The organism is Patescibacteria group bacterium (genome assembly GCA_022563395.1).
GTDB lineage: Bacteria > Patescibacteriota > Minisyncoccia > Minisyncoccales > UBA10102 > 01-FULL-49-22b.
Genome location: JADFNM010000001.1, coordinates 42,856 through 62,279, shown reverse-complemented (window position 1 = coordinate 62,279; position 19,424 = coordinate 42,856). Strand labels below are relative to the sequence as shown.

Sequence of the window (19,424 nt, the reverse complement as noted above, 5' to 3'; positions counted from 1 at the left end):
TTACTCACCTTCAAGAAAGGTGATGACAACGTCTCCCTCTTTAAGGCCCTCTGTAATCTCAATGAAGCCGTCCGAACCCCGCAGTCCTGTTTTTACATTCATTTCCTCTATCTCCTTTCCTCTGAATACCCGAACGAACTTCTCACCATCTTTTCGAATAACTGCTCTTTGGGGAATTGCAAGTACTCCTTGCTTGCTTGCTCCTACAATATTAATGTTTGCAGTCATGCCAGACTTGATGCGCTCATCCTCTTTTTCAAATAGCAAGGTTACCTTATACGTTGCCACTCCTTCAATAATGGTTTCTGCGGGGTCAATACTCACAACCTTAGCTCCAAACATCACATCCCTGCCATAGGCATCTAAGGTTACCTCAGCTGTGTTTCCAGTCTGTATCTTTGCAATGTCGGCTTCTGGAACATTGGTTTTAATTTCAAAGTCATTCTCTGAGATAAGAGAAACGATGATGACAGCTGAAACCACCAATTCTCCCACCTTAGCCGTCTGCTTGGTAACAACGCCAAAAATGGGAGAGAATAGCTTGTTTTTGTCTATTTGCGTCTCAATCTTTGTGACTGCAGCTCCTGACTGTTCCAGCTTTGCTTGTTGGGCTGCAATCTCTTCTGGAGCAGCCCCAGCCTCTTTTAAGACAAGGTTCTGTTGCTGCAAAGCCAAGCTCGATTGCGCTACTTGCAGACTTTCTTCTACCGAGCTGGTGTTGGAAGCTGCCGTATTCACATTCGTTCTTGCCGTGGAAACGTCAGATTGCCAGGAGTTTAGGGTGCTCTGGGTTATGGAACCCGCGGGAGTCGCCCCATTGATTGCAAGAGCCAAGTCGTCCAGAAAGGATTGAATCTCCCCTAGGTTCTGCTTTGTTGTTTCAAGGGCTCCCTTCAGGTCGCTCTTTAAGGAAAGGGATTCCAATGAAGCCTTCCAGAAAGTGAGTGTTGCCTCCACGACGATGCGTTTCGTTTTAATCGTGTACTCCAATTGAAAATTCGTTGCAATGAATAGAATCTGTGGAGATGAACCTCGTGGATTTAAGAACACCTGGTCTATCTTGTTTCGCACCGCATCATCTGACCTGGTGTAGCTGTCTTGCAATGTATCAAGAATCTGCTGCCTGGTATCTTGTAGTGCAAACTCCGCATTTTGCACCTTCACCCGCTGAATCTCCAGTTCCTCTACTCTTGTGCCGCGCTTAAGCTCCTTTAGTTTTGACTCTTGTACTTTCACATCGGCTTTTGCTTCAGTTAAGTTGGCAAGCAATTCTGAGCTATCCAAACTCACAAGCAAAGTCCCGGGAACAACCCTGTCTCCGACTCTTACGTGAACCTGAGATACCCTGCCCGCCTTCTCAAAGGCAAGCTCTACGGATGTAGCTGCCTTAACTCTCCCGGTCACTGCCACTTCCTGCACAATATCGCGCCTTACAACTTCTGCTGTTTCAATACGCAGTTCTCCAGGATCCCTCAAAACAAAGAACATTCCAATAACACCAATAAGAACGAAGATAGAGATGACTCCGAAGGGACGTTTCAAGAAATTTGGCATACTACATGAATACTACTTATGAATCTATTTTACCAAAAAATCGCCTTTGTGGCGATTCTTTCTCTCCATGCTGCTTAAATCTTATTTAAGAATGGCTGATTCTATCAATTATCTCCTTAATTTCATTAAGGATGAATAAGGGTGCCGCGAAATTGCTTTCCTTCTACAGCCTTCTTCATATTCTTCAAATCGGTCCCTTTGAGAATCTTTGCCTCAAGTCCCAACTTTTCTGCCAGTTTGGTTGCTACAGGATCAACTGGGGCAGAGAGACCGGGGGTCCATTTTTGTGGGATAATCTGCTTATACAATTTCCAGGATATTTTCTTGAGTGGTTTTGCGTTTTTGTTCTTCTTGGGATCTGAGTCATACACATATGGGGTGTCCTTTGCAATGATTATCTCCTTTGCGCCAAACTTTCTTGCAAGTTCCACTGCAACATAGTCAGTAGACCATCCGGGTTTCCAGCCTGAAGCAAAAAATAGATTCCTGTTTGAACTTTTTAGCATTTCTACTTCCTCTCGCGTGGGGTCGTGATCAATAACCACGGGATATGCTTCTTTTTCAAAAATGGTACGCAAGAGATGCGCGTTGAGACGGGTGGCATGAATGCCAATCCAGTCCAAATCATATTCATGGATGTTCACAATCTTTTCTGCTGACTTTTGATACACTCGTGCGGTCTTTCCACCTCCAATGACAATGATAAACTTTCTGCCCTTTTTTAACTGAGGCAAAAGAAAGGTTCGCAGCTTTTTAAGATAGGTAATATTGATGCCTCCTGTATCTGAAATATGGGGGACCACCACCGACCCCCCAAGATGTATTATGGTATATGATGCCATCATTTCTTTAAATACTTTGCCATAAACTTTTGTAATCCCAGTTTTTTCAATTCCTGGTGCAAAGTATAGTACCCGCACCATTCTTTAGAGCATAACCAACTTTCTGCTGGATGCATGCAGTAAAAGATGTTGTGGCGGGCCGCATCCATAATGGTGTTAATGTTTCTAAGAATCGTTAAGCGATTTACAAAGGGACGAGCAACCTTAAATCGTACAATCCTAGAATCTCTCTTTGAAAGCACAATGTAGTCTTTGCTAATGGCCTTTGGATATTTCTTTTTGATGCTATGGTATCCCAACTGATAGATCGCAAGCTGGGGGTCAGAACGAATATCCTGCATATTGGGTGATTTTCTGGTGGTTTTTAACTCATGAATAACACTGCTCTTGTCGGTAAGGTCAATTCTTCCTATAACCTTGAGTTCCCTGCTAGCTGGGAACTCAAATGCCTCTTCCACTAAGTCAGGTTTAATATATTGATTAAGTTTTTTGTAGTAGACCTCAATGCCCCGCATGCCAAGATCAAGCAAATTTGTCACATCAACCTCTCGTTCTTTTTTCAGATATTCCCTTGTTAGATGGGGACGCACAGACTCCAGTTCTTGCTTATAGTCATCTAATGCTTCCAGAAAAACATCTGCAAAAAACTCCTTTGCATCCCCAACATTTAGTCCTTTCCCATCTTTCTTTTTTTGGTCAAAGTGATAGGCAAAGGTCTCATGTAAGGCAAAACCGTGTTTTAAAATCTTTTTGGGAGAGCGCTTTAAGCCCAGCTTGTAACGGAACAGCCAGTGCTCAGGACATCTCACATACGTCATTAACTGACTATAACTCACCTGTTTCATATCTCCTGCATAGTTTAACAAAGAATCGCCTGTTTGGCGACTCTTTATTCTGCATTCCTGCTTAAATCTCATTTAAGCACGAATGGTTCTCTTGGTTGTCTCTTAACTAAACTAAGGAATCCTTAATTTCGTTAAGGAACTATTCGCTTTTCTGAAAGGGCTGCAAAACGTCCTGCACCGACTTTCGGTACAAACAATAATCGCACCCCTCGTTTGCTTGCGGCAGCTTGTCTGAATCCAGCACTTTCTTTGCATCCATCAAGGCCTTTTCTATCCAGGAATCATCTCCTTTATAGAGAATAATCTTCATGTCAAACTCAAGGCGAGCGTCAAACGCTTCCCGGTTCATCTTACCGTTCACATACACAAAATATCCCAAAGGAGAAACCTTGAACCCGTCTGGTTGATGACGCAGGAGCCACTGGTAGATTTCCATTTGGTTTTTGTAGGAGCGCTGCCAGTCAGCATCCAAGTTCACCTCCCCATTCTTTGCCGTTGCCTTATAATCCACTACGTGTAATTCTCCCTCTGAGTTCTGCCAAATGTCGTCTACCGCGCCGGTCACTAAAAATCCTGAGGGCTCATGGTAATACTGAAGGCCTTTTAGGGTTTCTCTCCATTCATCCATTTTTGGGTGCTGAAAAGGAACAGCGTCAATGCCGTATTCTTTAAATAAAGGATGGGGTTCTCGCTTTGTTCTCAAAAGATTAAACTCCTTTTTGAGCAAGGTGTCTACGGCAGCATTGAGGCTAAATGGATACCCAGGCGGCTGGTCCACGCCAAGGCGCCGGTCAAGATAAAAGCAGCGGGGACACTTCAAAAAGTTTTCGATCTTGGAGCGGCTTAAACGAAAAGACTCCTTTGTTGAGGGTTCATACAAGTTTCTACTTCGTTTTCCGGAATAGAACTGAGACATATTCAGGAAATAAAGTTCACTGCAACGGTTCTTTCTCTCGGGCCTCCAAACTCAATTAACACGATTTTCTGCCATGGCCCCAGCACCAACTCCCCTTTTTCAATGGGAATGGTAAGAGAAGAACCAATAATAGAAGAGAGAATGTGATATTTCACATGCCCTGGATTGTGGGGGTGACGGTATGCTAACTGGGGCACCACTTCTTCAAAAGCATCCAGCATGTCCAAATCCGTTCCGTTATCTAAATCTGCCGTGGTTAAGGCAGCCGAGGTATGGGTCAAAAAAAGGTTGCACACCCCCTCTTTCGCCCCCTTTTCCCTGACGAGCTCTTTTAGTTCATCGGTAATGTCTAAAACCTCCTTTTCCTTTTTGCTATGGATGATAAGTTCTTCCATGGTGTTTCTAGCATACTATTGTCCCTATGGAAGGGCAAATTCCCCTTTTATTTCAAGAACCCTCGCTGCACTTTTAAATATTCGCTCTCGCAATCTTGCATCCTCTTTTGCTCGCTCCAAAAAACCCTCATAAAATCTTTCTACCATATCAATATCTGGGTACCCAGCTACCAACAAAACGTCTATTCCAGCCATCATCGCCAAAGCTCCAATCTCTTCTGGAGGATAAAATGTCAGAAGAGACTTACTCAACAAATCATCTGAGATTAAAAGAATTCTATCTCCAACACGCTCTCGAATAGCTATAATACCAATTGAGGAAAGAGGTAGTGGATTTTCACCATCAAGTTCATCATAAAAGAGATGAGACAGCATCAGAAAAGACGGCATAACGTTGTGCAAAAACTCTTTAAAGACCATACTCTCTGGGAATGTCGCAGCACGGGGAATCGTTCCAATCTCTGGATTGAAAACAACATCATCATATCCAGGATAATGTTTTGGCACAGAAGTGATTCCCTCTCTTTCATGACTTGTATATAAAGCTTCTGCCAGCTCAACTACCGTTTGTGCATCACCTCGAAAGGATCGCTCAAATAAAAAATCATTCTTATCTCTGCTATCTAACACCGGGGCTAAATTCATGGTAATTCCTAATCTCTTTAACTCCTGTGCTCTTTTTCCGCCCACGATGAGCGCATGTTCTGCATCTTTTAATTCCGCCTGCGCAGTATCCTCTACCCATGGAATCCTTGCTATCTCCCCTCCCTCCTGATCTACTGCGATAAACAGAGAAACAGAGGAGAGTTCCTGCAAAGCCGTAGTAAGACGAGATAGCTGCTCTGCGTTCTCAATGTTCCTTTCCAGAAGCAAGACGCCCCCGGGCTGGATCTTTCGCATTAGGGCCTCCAGTTTTGGGGTAAGAATGGTCCCTTCAAACCCCATCAAGAGAACCTGCCCCACGGCCCGTTCCAAGGAGAGCTCTTCCTCATCGTCTCCCATCTTTTCAGAAGGAAAAACAAGAAACGAAAAACCGGCCAAGGTAGCCAGTCCCGCAAGCAAAAAGAGAATCCTCCTCATCTCATGAAATTTACGCTCACACAGTTTCCCCCGACCCCCCTTCTTTTCAAAACCCTCGGTTTTGAATAATTTCCTACACGGGGGAAACTGAAATTTGATTCCTTCATGTCATCAAATTTAGCCCCGTATTCTCGTCAAAGGCGCGGTCAATCGTTCCTTCAAGACGCCACAGGATAATCTCGCAGGCACCCGAAACCACTGCCTTGTTAACATGACCTCCTTTTGTTTTCATGTCTTTGCCAGAGAATACTCCATGGCTGTGTACCACCAATTCGTTTCCCATTGTGCTCACATTCCCAGTTAAAGAAACAAGCTCCAGATCTTCTTGAAACAAGGCCGTCACATACTGCTTTACCCCAAGGTCATACCAGGCAAGTTCTACCTCGTTTGCAGCCCCAATGGCATGAAAGAAGGCGGCCTCAATATGGTGTTCTTTGCAAAACTCCTTGATTCCCTCCATCAACTCCTCCCCCCGCTTGAGAGAAAGCACATACGTATTCTTATCTTGCAGTATACGTTTCATTTGCAGTATCCCCCCGTCTGCTTAAATCTCGTTTAGTTATCCACACCTAAACGAGATTTAAGCAGAAAGCTGCTCTATTTTTGCGGCTACAATAAAGTCATTCTCGGAGAGACCGCCAATGGCATGCGTAGAAAGCTCAATTTCCACATTCTTGTATCCAAACAGGCGAATATCAGGGTGGTGCCCTTCAGATTCTGCAATCTCGCCTACCTTGTTTACAAACGCCAAGGCCTCTTTAAAGTTCTTGAAAGAAAACTGCTTTTGTATTTTTTTCTCATCTATAGCCTCCCATTCACCCTGAAGCTGACCTGCGTATGCTTGGATTTCTTCCTCGTTCAAAGGAGGAGTTCCTCCTTCACACGGCACGCATTTTTTCTCAGTTAACTTCTCCATTATGGCCAGATCGTTGCTGCTTTTTGATATATTTTAGTTAAAGGATGATCTTTGCACTCATGTTTTCTTCTGGGGCAAATGTGTCTTCCGTATTCAATGAGGCCATAGGTGAGGAAAAACCAATCTTTCTTTGGAACAAGCTTCATTAAATCCTGCTCTATCTTATTGGGATCTGCGTGGTTGCTTAAACGAAATTTAAGAGACAATCGCCTTACATGGGTATCTACCGCGATGCCTTCTACTATTCCGTATGCATTCCCCAGAACCACGTTTGCGGTCTTTCTTGCAACACCAGGAAGCTTAAGCATTTCTTGCATAGTTCTTGGAACTTTTCCCCCAAACTTCCCTTTTATCATCTTAGCTGCAGCCAAGATATTCTTTGCCTTGTTGCGAAAAAATCCTGTTGGCTTAATATCCTGCTCAAACTCTTTTTGGTCTGCCTGTATATAATCACCCAGATTCTTGTATTTCTTAAAAATCTTCTGTGTAACCTCATTTACTTTCTTGTCGGTGCATTGAGCAGAAAGGATAACCGCAACCAAAAGCTCCCAGTTGTTTTTGTATTTTAAGACAATCCTGGCGTTGGGAAATAGTTTCTTGAGCTTTTGTACAACCTGAACTGACCTTTTCTTTCGCGCTGCCAAGTTTTCATTCATCCTATTCCACCACCACGTTGCCCCGGGCCTTCAAACGTTCTGAGGCTGGCCACCAAGAGGTGAATTCAAAGGATTCATCTGCAACAAATTCTACAGTGGTTGATTGCCCGGGTTTTACCGATGCTGTTTTGAATTTCGAACTTCGAAAATCCAAACCTCCAAAATATACATTAGTAGTACGTACAGTAAAGGTCAGCTTCACCTCTGCTCCTTTCTTTACCCTGACTTCAGAAGATGGGTAAAACCCATTATCATCTGCCTCTATCGTTCTTACCACCTGTACTTGTTCTGCTTGCAGCGTGGTTCCTGAAGAAGACTCATCTTTCGGTTCTCCAAGAACGGGAAGAAACTGTTGGAACGTTTCACTTAAAGTTGGAGTAAGCTTTTGGAGAATGTCACTCGGCTGAAGTGCGCTCTCCCCTTGGCATCTTCCTTCATGTACAACAGATACCTCATTTTGTTTTTCTGCAATACAGCGATTAGAGTAAGTTTTGCCATCTACACCGCATACGGGCTTAAACTCCAGCGTACACAAAGCAGTATCGCTCAAATCGCTTGGTCTTGGCGTAGTAGGTTCTAGGAGTCGCACACGGTCTTGCAATCTGTCTTGCACCCGCTGGAGTTCAAGAACGGAAGGTGAATCCACGCCCCCCTCAAGAGCTTGCAAAGCATTGCGCGCTGCAACCTCGGCTGCTCTTGCCTGCCCAAATGCTTCGCCGTACTGTTCCTGTTCAAACGCCTCTTTTGCTGAAACAAGATGGCGCTCTGCCTGCGAAAGTAAATCTCTCGCTGCCTGGCGCACCGTGTCTGCCTCCCTCATTTTTTCTTGCGCCCGAGCAAGAACTAACCCTGCACGGTGTATTTGTTCTGCTGTCCTCTCCTTGTAGTCTACTGCACTAGAAATCTTTCTCTCAATGAAGCTCTGAACCCCTTCTAACGCGCTGGCTGCCCGGTCAGAAAGCTTCAGGCGAATCTCCTCTAACACCACAGCTCTCCTGCTGTCATCTCCGGGAATGCGTTCAAAGATGGCACGCAGCTTTTCTCCATCTTCTCCTTCAAGCTCAATTCTTTCTCTCACGCGATCCTTGAACTCCTCACGCACTCTTTGCAAGCGCGTCTTCACCTCATCTGGGAGATATTCTTCAATTTTGTCGATAAACTCAACGGAACGGATATGCTTAAACGCAGATCCCGGCGAGTTTTCCAAGGCAAACTTTATACGCTCCGCAAACTTTTCTGGAGTATCAAGCTCTGCCAATTCTCCCAAAGCTCCCGCAGCCTTCTCATTTATGCGTTCTATCGCTGCTGCTACTGTAACTTGAAAGCCGCTATCTTTCGCCCCTATCTCCTCCAACAGCTTTGTGTGGACAATACTCTTTTCTACAATCCTGTTGAGTAAGCGCTCCACGTTGGGATTCTCTGAGGTTTCCTGCACACGCTCCAAACGCTCCTTAAGGCGTTCTTGGGAACGCTCAAAATTTGAAAGGGCACGGGTAATTGCTTGCTCGTCATCCGGGCGCTGCTCTTGCACTACTTTTAATTCCGCTGCTTTTTCGTTGGTAAAACGGGCTTCAAGCTCCGCCTTTGCAATGGAGTTAAAGGTAAAGAAGCTCTGAATACCTCTTCCCCATTCCTTAAAAAAGTAGAAAGGAGATGTGGGCAAAAGACCTGGATCCTCAATCTCCAAATCTGCCAACGTGACTGATTCTGCAAGCTCTATTGCCTCAAGCTCTGCCTCGTTGGTCTCTTGAGCTAGGGCAGCGCCTCCCTGCAATGCAAGAGAAAGAATGACTCCTGCTACAACATATTTTGTTAGACTATACATGATGTGCATAGTTCCTTAATGAAATTAAGGAAACTTGGTTAGTAATAATCTCCTTTGCAGTATACCACACCTTTGTTTGCGTTTCACTTAAGATTGTTTGGCCTTTTGCTGAAAAAGAGAATATAGATGATTTCAAGAACTGCAAGGGTGTTGAAAACCAAGAGTGCTACGAACCATTTCTTCTCTCCTCTTTTTGCCGCTCTCCATAAGGCAACTCCTTTCCAAGGAAGAGTCCACAGGGCTACTGCAATAAGAAAAAACGGATTTGCTAAGATTTGTTCCATAAAAACTTAATTTCGTTAAGGAAATGCTGGTTCTAACGCGCGACCTCTTGCGTCTTGAACTTCTCTCTCAAAGCATGTCTTCCCTATTCCATGCGTCCAAGGCTCTTGAAAAGGTTTTCTGGCTATTCCTACACCATAATCTAAAGAATCCATCTCAAACACCGCACAAAGTTCGTACTCCGTCTCAGAACGTATATTGTATTCATAGGATTCTTGAGTAACAGGATCTACTACAGAACGGATATAGGAATACTGATTCTTCAAATCGTCAAAGGTCAAAGGAAGCTTTTCATTGTTTCGCCAATACATATCTATAGCAGAGGAAATATTCTGCAGGTCTGAAATTCGTCTTTGGTCAAACTGCAAGGCACGCTGCTTTAGAGGTGAACCTGCAAGGAGAATGCCATACCCCACTGCCAAAACCACAACACCAATGACTATTCGAACAAACACTTTAGAAGAGAAGAGCTGTTTCATGATTCTTTTTCTTCTTTCTGGAGATCAGAAAGATAATATCCAAAGATACTCCCTGCAACAATAAAGACAGTGAGAGCCTTGAGGAAAAATCGCATGCTAAGCTCTCCTCCCAACAAACTGGAAAGCACGGTGATAAGGTCTCCGATAAGCACCCCTGCTGCAATCACTAAAGTAAGGTAGGTCAGCCATTTCTTTACCTTAGACTCCTTTCGCTCCGGGTCTTTGGCTGCGCCTTTGTGCAATGCACGGGTAATAACCAGGAAAATAGGGAAGGCAACAATCAAAGAAGCAATTGCGGTTCTTGGAACACCTCCCCCAAAGCGGAGCGGGTCTGGAAACCAGATGTCGATAAAGGAAAAAACGAGCGCACCAAAGCTAAAAGCTGAAATATATAAAGTAATAAAAGAAACCAAGTAAAGAAACGCTTCCCTGGCTGCAAGATATGGCTTCTTTTTGGGGACAGGTATGGGAAAATCAACCTCGGCAAAGGAGTTTAAGGCTTTTGTAATCTCTTGCTCTTGCCACCCAGCTGAAAGCAGGGCTTCCTTTATTGCGGCCCTGTTCTGCTTACTCCCTAAGGATTCCTTTACAAAAGAATGAAGCTCTTGGTTCATATTATATAATTGTACGATTTACAAGAAAAGTTGCAAAGAGGGTTTTCCCCAGTTTACTTTGCAATCTGTTTTTTGAATTCCTCTATCATGACAACTTCCTCTGGCTCAGTTCTGTACTCTTTTGCTGTATACCAAGCAGTCCAGTCTGCCAACAGCAAGGAAGAGAAGATGCGCTCTGGCAAGCTCTTCCCTTCCAATTCTTTTGTTTCCACCTGAACTCCGCGCTCGCGGTATAGCTGTTCTGTCACCTCCATTCTCTTTTGAATTCTTGGGTGGTCTTTTGTGTCTTTGAGAAGGATAACACAAAAGAGATGATTAAATGAGGCGGGTCCGCCTTTGGCGGAAAACCCTGCCATCTCGTTGTGGTTGAGCTCTGGGAAGACGTTGTAAAAGGCGGGAATCTTTGCTGATTCGTTAAACTTAATCTTCCAGTTGTACGCAATAGGCTGGTTGCGTCTTGAGCTGTATACCACAGGAATCTTTCCAAAAAGACGCTTGGCCAACGCTTTTCCTGCATCCTCAAACTCCTTGGGGCGCAAACGGGCCGCAAGCTCTGAGGACTCCCGCAGCAACTCTTCTTCCCCTGTGAGTTTGAGCAGCGCTCTTAGGGTATACCCAATGGCAGAGCGCGGCTGAATGCCTGTATCCGGGATCTGCACATATGGTACCTGATGTTCTTTTGCCAACTCAATGAGCTTTCCTCCCACAGAACTCACAGCCAAAGGGAATCCCTTTTCTACAGCTTCCTTGAATGCACTAACTGTTTCTTCTGTATTACCAGAATATGAGGAAACGATAACCAGACGATCCTTGCTGGCGTAAGGCGGCAAGCCGTAGTCCTGGTGAATCATAAAATCCAAAGAGGGTTTTAGCATGCGCATAATGCCACCCTGTAGATGAGAGCCTCCCATGCCCACCAGCAAAAACTTTTCAAACTTCTGCCAGTTCTTTTGGTTTTCAATGACAGGATTATATGCAAACTGGCTGGCAAAGTTCTCAATCGCTTCCTTAATCATAGGTTTTCTAACACCATGATAATATTCTTTGCAGCAAGCTCTGCCATGGCATCCCTTGTTTCTTCTGTGGCAGAGGCAATGTGCGGGGTCAGCACCACGTTCTTGAGTTTTATCAATCCCGGGGCAAGCTTTGGCTCGTTTTCAAACACATCCAAGGCAGCTCCCCTAATCCTGTTTGTTTTTAGGGCAAGCACCAAAGCCTTCTCGTCTACCACTGGCCCTCGTGCGGTGTTAATAAGATAGGCGGTTTTCTTCATTGCTTCTAACTCCTTCTTTCCTATCAGATGACGGGTGGAAGAAAGCATGGGCACGTGCAAACTCACAAAGTCCGATTCCCGCAAAAGCTTCTGCAAACCCCTATACTGGAGACCGAATTCCTTCTCCAGTTTCTGGTTTCTCTTTACGTCATAGTACAAAATCTTTAAGCCAAAACCATCATGCATTCTTTTTGCCACTTCTACGCCAATCCTTCCCAGGCCCACAATCCCTAAGGTCTTTTGCGAGATTTCAGAGCCCAAAAAGAGTAAGGGTTCCCAGCCCTTGAATTTTCCTTGGCGCATGAACCTGTCGGCCTCTGCCACACGGCGGGCCCTTGAAAACAGCAGGGCTATGGTGTGTTCTGCCACTGCCACAGTCAGTACGTCTGGAGTATTGGTTACCACAATCCCCCTTTTTTTTGCGGCCTTGAGATTAATATTATCTAACCCTACTGCACAGTTTGAGATAACCTTAAGTTGAGGTCCTATGGCATCCATAAGCTTTCCGTTAACATTATCGGTCAAGAGACAGAGCACGGCCTCTACTCCCTTAGCTTTCCTTTTTAGATTTCCTCCAACCTGAACACTGTACCCTTGTTTCCTCAAAAGTCTGAGGGCTACCTCGGGCACTTCTTCTGCCGCAAACACACGATACTTCATGAGAGTTTTTTTGGCCTAAACCCAGGGTGCCGCTTAAGAATCTTCTGCATCTCATTCTTGTGCAAAAGGCCTTCCCTGGCCCCTATCTTTTGAATCACAGAAGCTGAGTTCACCGTGCCCCAGCGCATGGCATCTGGAATCTTTTTCCCGTAAGCTAAAGCTGAAAGAAAGCCAGTGGAAAAACTATCTCCAGCCCCTGTGCGTTCTACCAAGGGTGCAGGGAAAATCTTAAGATGGTACAAATTCTTTCCATCAGAGGCATAGGAACCCTTGGGACCCTCTGTGATAACAACTATCTTGGGCCCTTCTTTGTGGAGTTTCTCCATTAACTTCTTAATATTCTTCTCTCTTCCTACCAGTGTCTGTGCTTCCTCTCGGTTCACAAACAATACCGTGCACGCCTTAAGAATGGGGCGTAGTTTCCGCAATCCTTCATTGAGCTGATGGGAACCCGGGTTGAATCCCAGCTTTGCCTTACTCTTCTTTATATATTGTGGAATCTGAGAATGAAGTTTGCTATGGCCCTCAGCTAAAGAACTATAGTACAACCACTTTGTAGAACCCAGGTTGGGAAGATTGTAGTTTCGGTGTTCATGATATACCAAAATAGTCCGCTCTGCTTTGTAGTTTAAAACCGCAGAAAAGTTGCTCTTTTTCTTTTTATCAAAAACAATGTAGTCTTTAAAAACTCCTTCTTTTTTAAGCACCTTTGCCATTTCTTCTCCAATTTCGTCATTCCCCAATACTGTATACAGGGCAGTTTTTAGACCAAGACGAGAACCTCCCACCGCAACGTTGGCTGAATTCCCCACTGCAAGCACATTGGTGAGCTTTTTTACGGGAATCTTTTCTGCATACGCTAAACCAAGATACTTTGTTCCATTCTTTTCGCGCACCACCTTCACCTCCTGCTCCAGTTCCAAGAATACGTCTAAGGTGGTATCTCCTATAGAAATTAAGTCAAAGCGAGGGTTCATTTCAAAAACTTGAGTAATGCTTTTTTTGTTCCTTCCTTGTCCAGACCATATTTCTTCCACAAATCTCCTACAGAACCAGATTCTGCGAATGTATCATACACCCCATGGCGAAACACAGAAACCGGGAGTTTTTCTGCCAACAGCTCAGCAACTGCAGAACCCATGCCTCCTATCACGTTATGATCTTCTGCGCAAAATACTTTCCCTGTTTTCTTTGCTGACTGCACTATGGTTTTCTCATCTAACGGCTTTATGGTGTGAAGATTGATAACCTCAAGAGAAATTTTCCTCTTGAGTTCCTCTGCAATCTGTAAGAGCCAGTACACCATGTATCCATGACCAATCACTGTTGCATCGGTTCCCTCGCGCAGCACCTGTGCCCTGCCAACCTCAAATGGAGTCTTGTTTGTTGTAAGCACCGGGGTCTTTTCCCTGCAGTTTCTAATATACACAGGACCCTTCAAAGAATATGAGGCAAACACTGCTTTTTTTGCCTGCTCTGCATCACAAGGAGCTATCACGGTAAAGCCGGGAAGGCATCTTGTAAGAGCAATATCTTCTGTCATCTGGTGCGTGGGGCCGTCAGGTCCCGTAGCCAGACCTGCGTGAGATGAAACAAATACCACGTGATTTTCAGGATACGCTACCGTAGTGCGTATGGGTTCCCATGCCCTTCCAATTAAGAACGCAGCATAGGTTACTGCATACGGCACCTTTCCCTGGTATGCCAATCCTGTTGCAACGCCAATAAGGTTTTGTTCCGCAACCCCAACCTGAATAAACCTTTTGGGAAACTTTTCTGCAAAGTAATTGGCCCTTGAAGAACCTGCAGTATCGGCCGCAAGCACCACAACATCTTTGTATTTCTCTCCCAATTCAGCCAATCCTTTCCCTGCCCCATTTCGCATGGGTTCCTGCTTTACCTTTTTTTCGTCCAAGTAGTTTTTTGCAAAATACCAATTCATTTTGTTTGCCTAAATCTCGTTTAGTTATCCACACCTAAACGAGATTTAAGCAGCTAGTCAATGTCGGCAGCTTCAATCTTTTCCCTTAGGGTACGAAGTTCTCTCAGGGCAATCTTTACTTGCTTTTCCTTTTCTGGCTCTCCTGCAATCGCAGTTCCCGGCGGGACCCCGTGCCATTTATAGTCTTTTTCCATGAAAGAAACTCCCTTACCGGGAATGGTATGAGCAATAATGCACACGGGTTTTTCTTGGATTGCCTTTGCCTCCTCTAAAGTAGAAATGATTTCTCTCATATCATGCGCGTTCATGTCTATCACATGCCAGCCAAACGCTTCATACTTTGCCCTGAAGGGTTCCAAAGGCATGATATCTTCTGTCACGCCGTCAATCTGAATGTTGTTTCTGTCCACCACCACCGTGAGGTTGTTTAAACGATACTTGGAGGCCAGCATTGCTGCCTCCCAGGTCATGCCTTCTTGGTGTTCGCCATCTGACATCAAACACCACACGTGGTAGCTTGCGTTGTCCATCTTGGCAGCCAGGGCAAACCCGCAGGCCTGCGACAACCCTTCACCCAGGGGGCCAGAAGAAGTCTCCACTGCAGGAAGTTTCTTGAAAGACGGATGTCCTTCCAGCTTTGAGTTGATTTTACGAAAGGTTTTAAGCCAACTCTTCGGGAAATACCCTGCATGAGCCATGGCAGTGTATCTCACCGGACAAATATGCCCGTTAGAAAGAATGAGGCGGTCCCGGTCTTTCCATCTTGGGTTCTTTGGGTTGTGCTTTAAAACGCGAAAATACAGGGCAGTAAAAATGTCTGCCATACCTAAAGGACCTGCTGAATGCCCAGATCCGGCCTGAACCAAGAGTTTAATGATGTCTTGGCGTATCTGGTTTGCCTTCTTTTTAAGATCCTTAATAGAGTATTCTTTCATATAGTTACTCTAGCTTACCATTTCTTGAAGCTCTCTCAAAGAAGCAACGGGGTCTTCTGTTTTCCAGATTGAACTTCCCACAGCAACGTAATCCACTCCCGCTTTAAACACCTGTTTTATGTTGTCTTTTGCAATTCCTCCGTCCATGCCGATAACCACGTCTGGGTTGAAAGACCGAATCTGCTGCACCTTTTCTGTCGTAGAAGGAATAAACTCATGTCCCTGCGCTCCCGGCACCACGCTGAGAAGCAAAACTGCATCCGCATTCTTGGCATAGGGGGCGAGCTGGTTTTCTGTCGTTTCTGGATTAAGCGCAATTCCTCTTTGAAAGGGATACTTCTCCATGGCAGAAAGCACCTGTTCTGGATTCCGCGCCCCTTCCAGGTGAAAGTACACGCGTTTTGCGCCTACTGCATTGCAGTCCTCCAAATAGTTTTCTGGGTCTTTGACCATTAAGTGAATTTCAAGGTTAAAAAACTGGTAAGCCTCCTGCAGTTGTGAAATGTTCACAGAAACTGCAGGGACGAACTTACCGTCCATAATGTCAATTTGCACCCACTTCGTGTGGTTTTTCAATATCTCAAGCTGGTCCTTTAGTGAAGATGGGTCTTGAGTGAGAATAGCTGGTACAACTTTTTGCACAGTTTCTTTCTCCTTAGCTAGACTAAGGATTCCTTAATTTCATTAAGTTATTGTCTGCGTTGTTCAAACTTCTTCACTTTCTCAATACGACGTTCGTGTCTCCCGCCTACAAACTCTGTTCTGAGCCACATCTCAACGGCGTCAATTGCTTCTTCTACGGTTAGAAACCTTGCGCCCAAAGAAAGAACGTTGGCATTGTTGTGAGAGCGAGAACGCTTCACCAATTCCAAAGACCCCCCATAGTACACTGCTGCCCGAATACCCTTTACCTTGTTTGCCGCTATGGCCTCTCCCTGTCCTGAAGCGCCAAAAAACAAACCAAAGTTCTCTTGAGGATTCTCTGCCACCTTTATGGCAGCAGGCAGGATAAAGTCGGGGTAGTCATCCTGTTTATTTAAAGTAAAAGCCCCCATATCCTCAACCTCTCTTCTCTGTTCTTTTAAATATTTCTTGATGACTTCTTTTAAATCGAAGCCAGCATGATCTGCTGCAAGATAGATTTTCATAGTATAGATTATACCAAAAAGACCGTGTCTCCACATCGCTTGCACAAATGGAGTTCACGTAAAGAACCGCGCAAAAACGACCACACATGGTAGGCTTTCAGCAAACTGGTTCTGCATTTGTCGCAGGCAAAACTTTTATAGACCGGTTTTGCTGATGTTCTACCAAGAAAATTGCGGAGTTGGCTCCGAATCTTAGAAGAAAAATTCGTATAGAATCTTGATTTTAAAACAGGGCGGCTCAAGCCACGAGCTTTCAACTTGTCTTGCTTAAACAAACCCTCGCAAGATTGGCAAAGATGCACTGAAATCCTATATCCACCAGAAGTTAGCCAGTGATGCCATGCCTTGTGCAAGTAGCGCTGGCAGTTTGCGCAGCGAAACCCTCTGTATTCAGGTTTTGGGTTTAGGTTTAATGTCCGTACAACACGGAGCAAGACATCTTGTTTCATGTCCTTAGTATATCTTCTCTGCTGCCTGAGTTCAAACCCCCACACTAAACAAGGTGCGCGCTTTGCGCAAATAGGACGGGGTCACACCTTGTTATGGTGTGGGGGTCAAACCACAGTTCTTGGGCGCCGAACCAAAGAAAGAATGACTCTCCATCCTCCAAGAACAAGAAAGAGAATAACACCTACCAAAAGGGCCAAGACCGCCTGTCCGGCAGAAGAACGGAAAAAGTTTTGTGCTGTCAAGGCAGCTTCTGCCGTGAATTGTTCACCGTCTTCTTGCTTAAGGGTCGTGGCCTCAGATTCAAAGGTAATGGTTCCGTCTTCTAACACGTTGGACTTTGCGACCTCAGTACTCGACTGCTGGGCCAATGCTTTGGACTGCGGCCGCTCTAGCTTTGCAAGGTAAGCAACATATAGCGCCGCAACCTGAGGTCTTAATGCCTCTACTTCTTGTGCAATGCGTAAAACCTTAAGTTCAATCACCCCCAGTTTCCTTGTAGTTTCAGCAAGGGATGCAATGTGCTGAGAAAGTACATCTATAGACACTTCCAAAGCAGCAATCTCTCCTTGGATCAACTCCTCTTTTAAGGATTGAGCAACTGGCTCAACTGGCTGCATGGCAGGTTTCTCAAAATCCTGGAGTATGTCGCCCCATGGCTTTGAAAGGCCAGCTGGGATAGCATATGACGTTGCCCAAATACGGTTGTCCGTATTGGTATCTGACTCTTCCACTCCCCCGTCTTCTGCCTGCTGCATGTACAAATAGTCTCCGGGTGTGTTTTGGTTGCCCGCGAAAGATGTTTCCGGCTCTCCAAGAGCTGCCATTGCCTGCATTACCCAGCTTGTAGAATACACGTTTTTGAACCCGCCAGAATTCTCCTGCTGGCTCTTAAGATATTCTTTCGCGTTCAAAAGAGAATCGCTTACGCCTTTCTCTGAAGACACCAGAGCCAATGCCTGCACCGCAGCTGCTGTCATATCCACACCCACAAAAGAGCCGTTCTCCAGTTGATAGGAAAGGATAAACTCCAGTGTCTTTGCAATAATACCTTCAGACGCCTCGTATCCAGCATTAAGCAAAACAAGAAGAGCAAAGATATCGTCGTTCACCAGGTTAGGATTTCCAAACTGCGTGCCGTCAAAACCATCACTAATCTTTTGAATGTAATCGGTTTTGGTGCCAGAATACGGGTCTATTGAGAGAGACATCAGCGCCATAGCTCTTCTTTCGTAATCGGTGAGAAAACCGCCTGGATCGGGATCGTCAAGCAAATAATCCTTTACCTTTTCTTTTATAGGACTTTCCTCGCCATATGCGCCAAAAGCAATTGCTGCCCAGTCGGTGAATAATGTTCCTTGGCCAAACGATCCATCTTCATTTTGGTTAAGGGCAAGAAATTGCATTGCCTTCTTGACATCCAAATTCCGATGCACGTGCTGGGGCAGTCCTCCCCCGCTTTGCCTTGTAGGGGTGGGCGCAACTACCGTAAGCTGAACGCTTGGAAAGTAAAAATCTTCTTTAATGCCCACGTTATAATCCCCTGGCGGAATATCCAGGTTTAATGATATTTGCCCCTGCTCATCTACGGCTAAAAGCAATACCTCAATAGGAGAAAATGGGTTTTTAAGGTCGGGTTGCGTAAAACCAATAGTTATCCCGGTAAGCGGAACCCAGGTATTATCTTGATATTGATAATTCTGCGCCGTAGCCTGAAAGGATGCTCCCTGGCTTATGGTAGTTGCGCTCAAAACAACTTGATGGGAAGGGCCAAAGTATACATAAATCTGCTCTCCACCAGTAAGAATAAAAGCGTCCATTCCTAAGCCAGGAGACGTTCCATTAACCGCATACAACCAGTTGTCGCACGGTTCGCTTCCCAATAAAGTTACGGTAATACATTGGAGATACAAAGATTCAAAAGCGACAAAGTATTGTATCTTTGACATCTCAAAGGATGCGTCAGCTTCATCAAGTGCAATCAGCACGCCAAGCACGCTTTGCACATTGACCAATCTTTCTTCTCCCTCGGTATCCATAATGGTGACGGTTCCCGGCAAAGGAAGCTCAAAAGATACGGCGTCAAGCACAAGCGTATCCTGATACCTCAAAGACACAGAAACATTGCTGGCCTGAACAGAAGCGGCAAAAGCCAACCCAAAGAAAACAACGAGAATGGTAAGTTTATTCATGTTCTTTTTCATACTTCCACGAGATAACATCATTTGTCTGTACTTTGTATATTGATATTCCAACCTTTGCCATCTTGCCGTTTATGTAATATATCCAGTACTTCCCAACCCTGGGATTCTGCCGTAATCCGTTGATCTCTTCTATAAAAAACCCTAGTCCAGAAAACTCAGTGCCCTCAAAACTCAGGTCAGAGGTTTCATGAGCTTGCACCATGGCATCATACGCATTGCTGCCAGGTTTTACGCTCACTTTATACATAGTCCCTTCAACCTCAAGGATGACAGGGATGAGTTGCTCTGGTGTCCTAGGGGCTGGGACAATACTCTCTGTCCCACCCTGCAGAAAAGCACTGCCAGCAACTCCACCTCCTAAAAGAACTACGGAAAAAAGCAAGAAAAGCGTTCCTTTGTTCATATTTCAAG

Annotated in this window: 22 protein-coding genes; all 22 read right to left on the bottom strand. The window is 45.0% G+C overall.

Annotated features, from left to right (window positions below; genetic code table 11):
- Nucleotides 1-1,554, bottom strand: coding sequence for an efflux RND transporter periplasmic adaptor subunit (locus tag IH982_00340; GenBank protein MCH7828306.1), 1,554 nt, complete (start codon nucleotides 1,552-1,554; stop codon nucleotides 1-3).
- Between the two features lie 125 nt (nucleotides 1,555-1,679).
- Entirely contained in the window at nucleotides 1,680-2,399 is a 720-nt protein-coding gene (locus IH982_00335) for a UMP kinase (GenBank protein ID MCH7828305.1), read from the bottom strand.
- Entirely contained in the window at nucleotides 2,396-3,313 is a 918-nt protein-coding gene (locus IH982_00330; protein MCH7828304.1) for a PD-(D/E)XK nuclease family protein, read from the bottom strand. The genes IH982_00335 and IH982_00330 overlap by 4 nt, the downstream gene beginning before the upstream one ends.
- 67 nt (nucleotides 3,314-3,380) lie before the next feature.
- Nucleotides 3,381-4,157 carry a PD-(D/E)XK nuclease family protein gene (locus IH982_00325; GenBank protein ID MCH7828303.1) on the bottom strand — a complete coding sequence of 259 codons (777 nt, stop codon included), beginning with the start codon at nucleotides 4,155-4,157 and terminating at the stop codon, nucleotides 3,381-3,383.
- A 2-nt stretch (nucleotides 4,158-4,159) separates the two neighbouring features.
- A complete protein-coding gene (locus tag IH982_00320; protein ID MCH7828302.1) occupies nucleotides 4,160-4,552 on the bottom strand; it encodes a YjbQ family protein in 393 nt (130 codons plus the stop codon).
- 24 nt (nucleotides 4,553-4,576) lie between these two features.
- The gene (locus IH982_00315) at nucleotides 4,577-5,632 is read right to left on the bottom strand and encodes a glycoside hydrolase family 3 protein (protein MCH7828301.1); all 1,056 of its coding nucleotides are present in this window, start codon (nucleotides 5,630-5,632) and stop codon (nucleotides 4,577-4,579) included.
- A gap of 103 nt (nucleotides 5,633-5,735) precedes the next feature.
- Entirely contained in the window at nucleotides 5,736-6,155 is a 420-nt protein-coding gene (locus tag IH982_00310) for a DNA-binding protein (GenBank protein ID MCH7828300.1), read from the bottom strand.
- Between the two features lie 57 nt (nucleotides 6,156-6,212).
- Nucleotides 6,213-6,548 carry a 4a-hydroxytetrahydrobiopterin dehydratase gene (locus IH982_00305; protein ID MCH7828299.1) on the bottom strand — a complete coding sequence of 112 codons (336 nt, stop codon included), beginning with the start codon at nucleotides 6,546-6,548 and terminating at the stop codon, nucleotides 6,213-6,215.
- Nucleotides 6,548-7,204 carry an endonuclease III gene (nth, locus tag IH982_00300; protein MCH7828298.1) on the bottom strand — a complete coding sequence of 219 codons (657 nt, stop codon included), beginning with the start codon at nucleotides 7,202-7,204 and terminating at the stop codon, nucleotides 6,548-6,550. The genes IH982_00305 and nth overlap by 1 nt, the downstream gene beginning before the upstream one ends.
- Nucleotide 7,205: 1 nt before the next feature.
- Entirely contained in the window at nucleotides 7,206-8,024 is an 819-nt protein-coding gene (locus IH982_00295) for a hypothetical protein (protein ID MCH7828297.1), read from the bottom strand.
- Nucleotides 8,025-9,112: 1,088 nt separating this feature from the next.
- Complete coding sequence (locus IH982_00290) at nucleotides 9,113-9,313, bottom strand: hypothetical protein (protein ID MCH7828296.1); 201 nt, start codon at nucleotides 9,311-9,313, stop codon at nucleotides 9,113-9,115.
- Nucleotides 9,314-9,328: 15 nt separating this feature from the next.
- Nucleotides 9,329-9,790, bottom strand: a complete 462-nt coding sequence (locus IH982_00285) for a hypothetical protein (GenBank protein MCH7828295.1) — start codon at nucleotides 9,788-9,790, stop codon at nucleotides 9,329-9,331.
- Nucleotides 9,787-10,404, bottom strand: a complete 618-nt coding sequence (locus tag IH982_00280) for a hypothetical protein (protein MCH7828294.1) — start codon at nucleotides 10,402-10,404, stop codon at nucleotides 9,787-9,789. The genes IH982_00285 and IH982_00280 overlap by 4 nt, the downstream gene beginning before the upstream one ends.
- Nucleotides 10,405-10,457: 53 nt before the next feature.
- The gene (locus IH982_00275; protein ID MCH7828293.1) at nucleotides 10,458-11,420 is read right to left on the bottom strand and encodes a bifunctional phosphoglucose/phosphomannose isomerase; all 963 of its coding nucleotides are present in this window, start codon (nucleotides 11,418-11,420) and stop codon (nucleotides 10,458-10,460) included.
- Complete coding sequence (locus tag IH982_00270) at nucleotides 11,417-12,337, bottom strand: D-glycerate dehydrogenase (protein MCH7828292.1); 921 nt, start codon at nucleotides 12,335-12,337, stop codon at nucleotides 11,417-11,419. The genes IH982_00275 and IH982_00270 overlap by 4 nt, the downstream gene beginning before the upstream one ends.
- A complete protein-coding gene (locus IH982_00265) occupies nucleotides 12,334-13,374 on the bottom strand; it encodes a carbohydrate kinase family protein (protein MCH7828291.1) in 1,041 nt (346 codons plus the stop codon). Before IH982_00265 ends, IH982_00270 begins: the two co-directional genes overlap by 4 nt.
- Complete coding sequence (locus tag IH982_00260; protein MCH7828290.1) at nucleotides 13,311-14,279, bottom strand: transketolase family protein; 969 nt, start codon at nucleotides 14,277-14,279, stop codon at nucleotides 13,311-13,313. The genes IH982_00265 and IH982_00260 overlap by 64 nt, the downstream gene beginning before the upstream one ends.
- Before the next feature lie 53 nt (nucleotides 14,280-14,332).
- Nucleotides 14,333-15,214 carry a transketolase gene (locus IH982_00255; protein MCH7828289.1) on the bottom strand — a complete coding sequence of 294 codons (882 nt, stop codon included), beginning with the start codon at nucleotides 15,212-15,214 and terminating at the stop codon, nucleotides 14,333-14,335.
- Between the two features lie 9 nt (nucleotides 15,215-15,223).
- Nucleotides 15,224-15,856 carry a ribulose-phosphate 3-epimerase gene (locus tag IH982_00250; protein ID MCH7828288.1) on the bottom strand — a complete coding sequence of 211 codons (633 nt, stop codon included), beginning with the start codon at nucleotides 15,854-15,856 and terminating at the stop codon, nucleotides 15,224-15,226.
- A 47-nt stretch (nucleotides 15,857-15,903) separates the two neighbouring features.
- Nucleotides 15,904-16,362 carry an RpiB/LacA/LacB family sugar-phosphate isomerase gene (locus tag IH982_00245; GenBank protein MCH7828287.1) on the bottom strand — a complete coding sequence of 153 codons (459 nt, stop codon included), beginning with the start codon at nucleotides 16,360-16,362 and terminating at the stop codon, nucleotides 15,904-15,906.
- Between the two features lie 554 nt (nucleotides 16,363-16,916).
- Nucleotides 16,917-19,001 carry a terpene cyclase/mutase family protein gene (locus IH982_00240; GenBank protein ID MCH7828286.1) on the bottom strand — a complete coding sequence of 695 codons (2,085 nt, stop codon included), beginning with the start codon at nucleotides 18,999-19,001 and terminating at the stop codon, nucleotides 16,917-16,919.
- A complete protein-coding gene (locus IH982_00235; protein MCH7828285.1) occupies nucleotides 18,994-19,416 on the bottom strand; it encodes a DUF4430 domain-containing protein in 423 nt (140 codons plus the stop codon). Before IH982_00235 ends, IH982_00240 begins: the two co-directional genes overlap by 8 nt.
- Nucleotides 19,417-19,424 lie beyond the last annotated feature (8 nt).

Bases quoted from the DNA above. Each gene is read 5' to 3' on its own strand.
- IH982_00245 (MCH7828287.1), bottom strand. From the start codon at position 16,362: ATGAAAATCTATCTTGCAGCAGATCATGCTGGCTTCGATTTAAAAGAA.
- IH982_00280 (MCH7828294.1), bottom strand. From the start codon at position 10,404: ATGAACCAAGAGCTTCATTCTTTTGTAAAGGAATCCTTAGGGAGTAAG.
- IH982_00235 (MCH7828285.1), bottom strand. From the start codon at position 19,416: ATGAACAAAGGAACGCTTTTCTTGCTTTTTTCCGTAGTTCTTTTAGGA.
- IH982_00335 (MCH7828305.1), bottom strand. From the start codon at position 2,399: ATGATGGCATCATATACCATAATACATCTTGGGGGGTCGGTGGTGGTC.
- IH982_00285 (MCH7828295.1), bottom strand. From the start codon at position 9,790: ATGAAACAGCTCTTCTCTTCTAAAGTGTTTGTTCGAATAGTCATTGGT.
- IH982_00330 (MCH7828304.1), bottom strand. From the start codon at position 3,313: ATGAGATTTAAGCAGGAATGCAGAATAAAGAGTCGCCAAACAGGCGAT.
- IH982_00320 (MCH7828302.1), bottom strand. From the start codon at position 4,552: ATGGAAGAACTTATCATCCATAGCAAAAAGGAAAAGGAGGTTTTAGAC.
- IH982_00310 (MCH7828300.1), bottom strand. From the start codon at position 6,155: ATGAAACGTATACTGCAAGATAAGAATACGTATGTGCTTTCTCTCAAG.
- IH982_00275 (MCH7828293.1), bottom strand. From the start codon at position 11,420: ATGATTAAGGAAGCGATTGAGAACTTTGCCAGCCAGTTTGCATATAAT.
- IH982_00270 (MCH7828292.1), bottom strand. From the start codon at position 12,337: ATGAAGTATCGTGTGTTTGCGGCAGAAGAAGTGCCCGAGGTAGCCCTC.
- IH982_00340 (MCH7828306.1), bottom strand. From the start codon at position 1,554: ATGCCAAATTTCTTGAAACGTCCCTTCGGAGTCATCTCTATCTTCGTT.
- IH982_00260 (MCH7828290.1), bottom strand. From the start codon at position 14,279: ATGAATTGGTATTTTGCAAAAAACTACTTGGACGAAAAAAAGGTAAAG.
- nth (MCH7828298.1), bottom strand. From the start codon at position 7,204: ATGAATGAAAACTTGGCAGCGCGAAAGAAAAGGTCAGTTCAGGTTGTA.
- IH982_00315 (MCH7828301.1), bottom strand. From the start codon at position 5,632: ATGAGGAGGATTCTCTTTTTGCTTGCGGGACTGGCTACCTTGGCCGGT.
- IH982_00305 (MCH7828299.1), bottom strand. From the start codon at position 6,548: ATGGAGAAGTTAACTGAGAAAAAATGCGTGCCGTGTGAAGGAGGAACT.
- IH982_00240 (MCH7828286.1), bottom strand. From the start codon at position 19,001: ATGAATAAACTTACCATTCTCGTTGTTTTCTTTGGGTTGGCTTTTGCC.
- IH982_00325 (MCH7828303.1), bottom strand. From the start codon at position 4,157: ATGTCTCAGTTCTATTCCGGAAAACGAAGTAGAAACTTGTATGAACCC.
- IH982_00255 (MCH7828289.1), bottom strand. From the start codon at position 15,214: ATGAAAGAATACTCTATTAAGGATCTTAAAAAGAAGGCAAACCAGATA.
- IH982_00290 (MCH7828296.1), bottom strand. From the start codon at position 9,313: ATGGAACAAATCTTAGCAAATCCGTTTTTTCTTATTGCAGTAGCCCTG.
- IH982_00295 (MCH7828297.1), bottom strand. From the start codon at position 8,024: ATGAGGGAGGCAGACACGGTGCGCCAGGCAGCGAGAGATTTACTTTCG.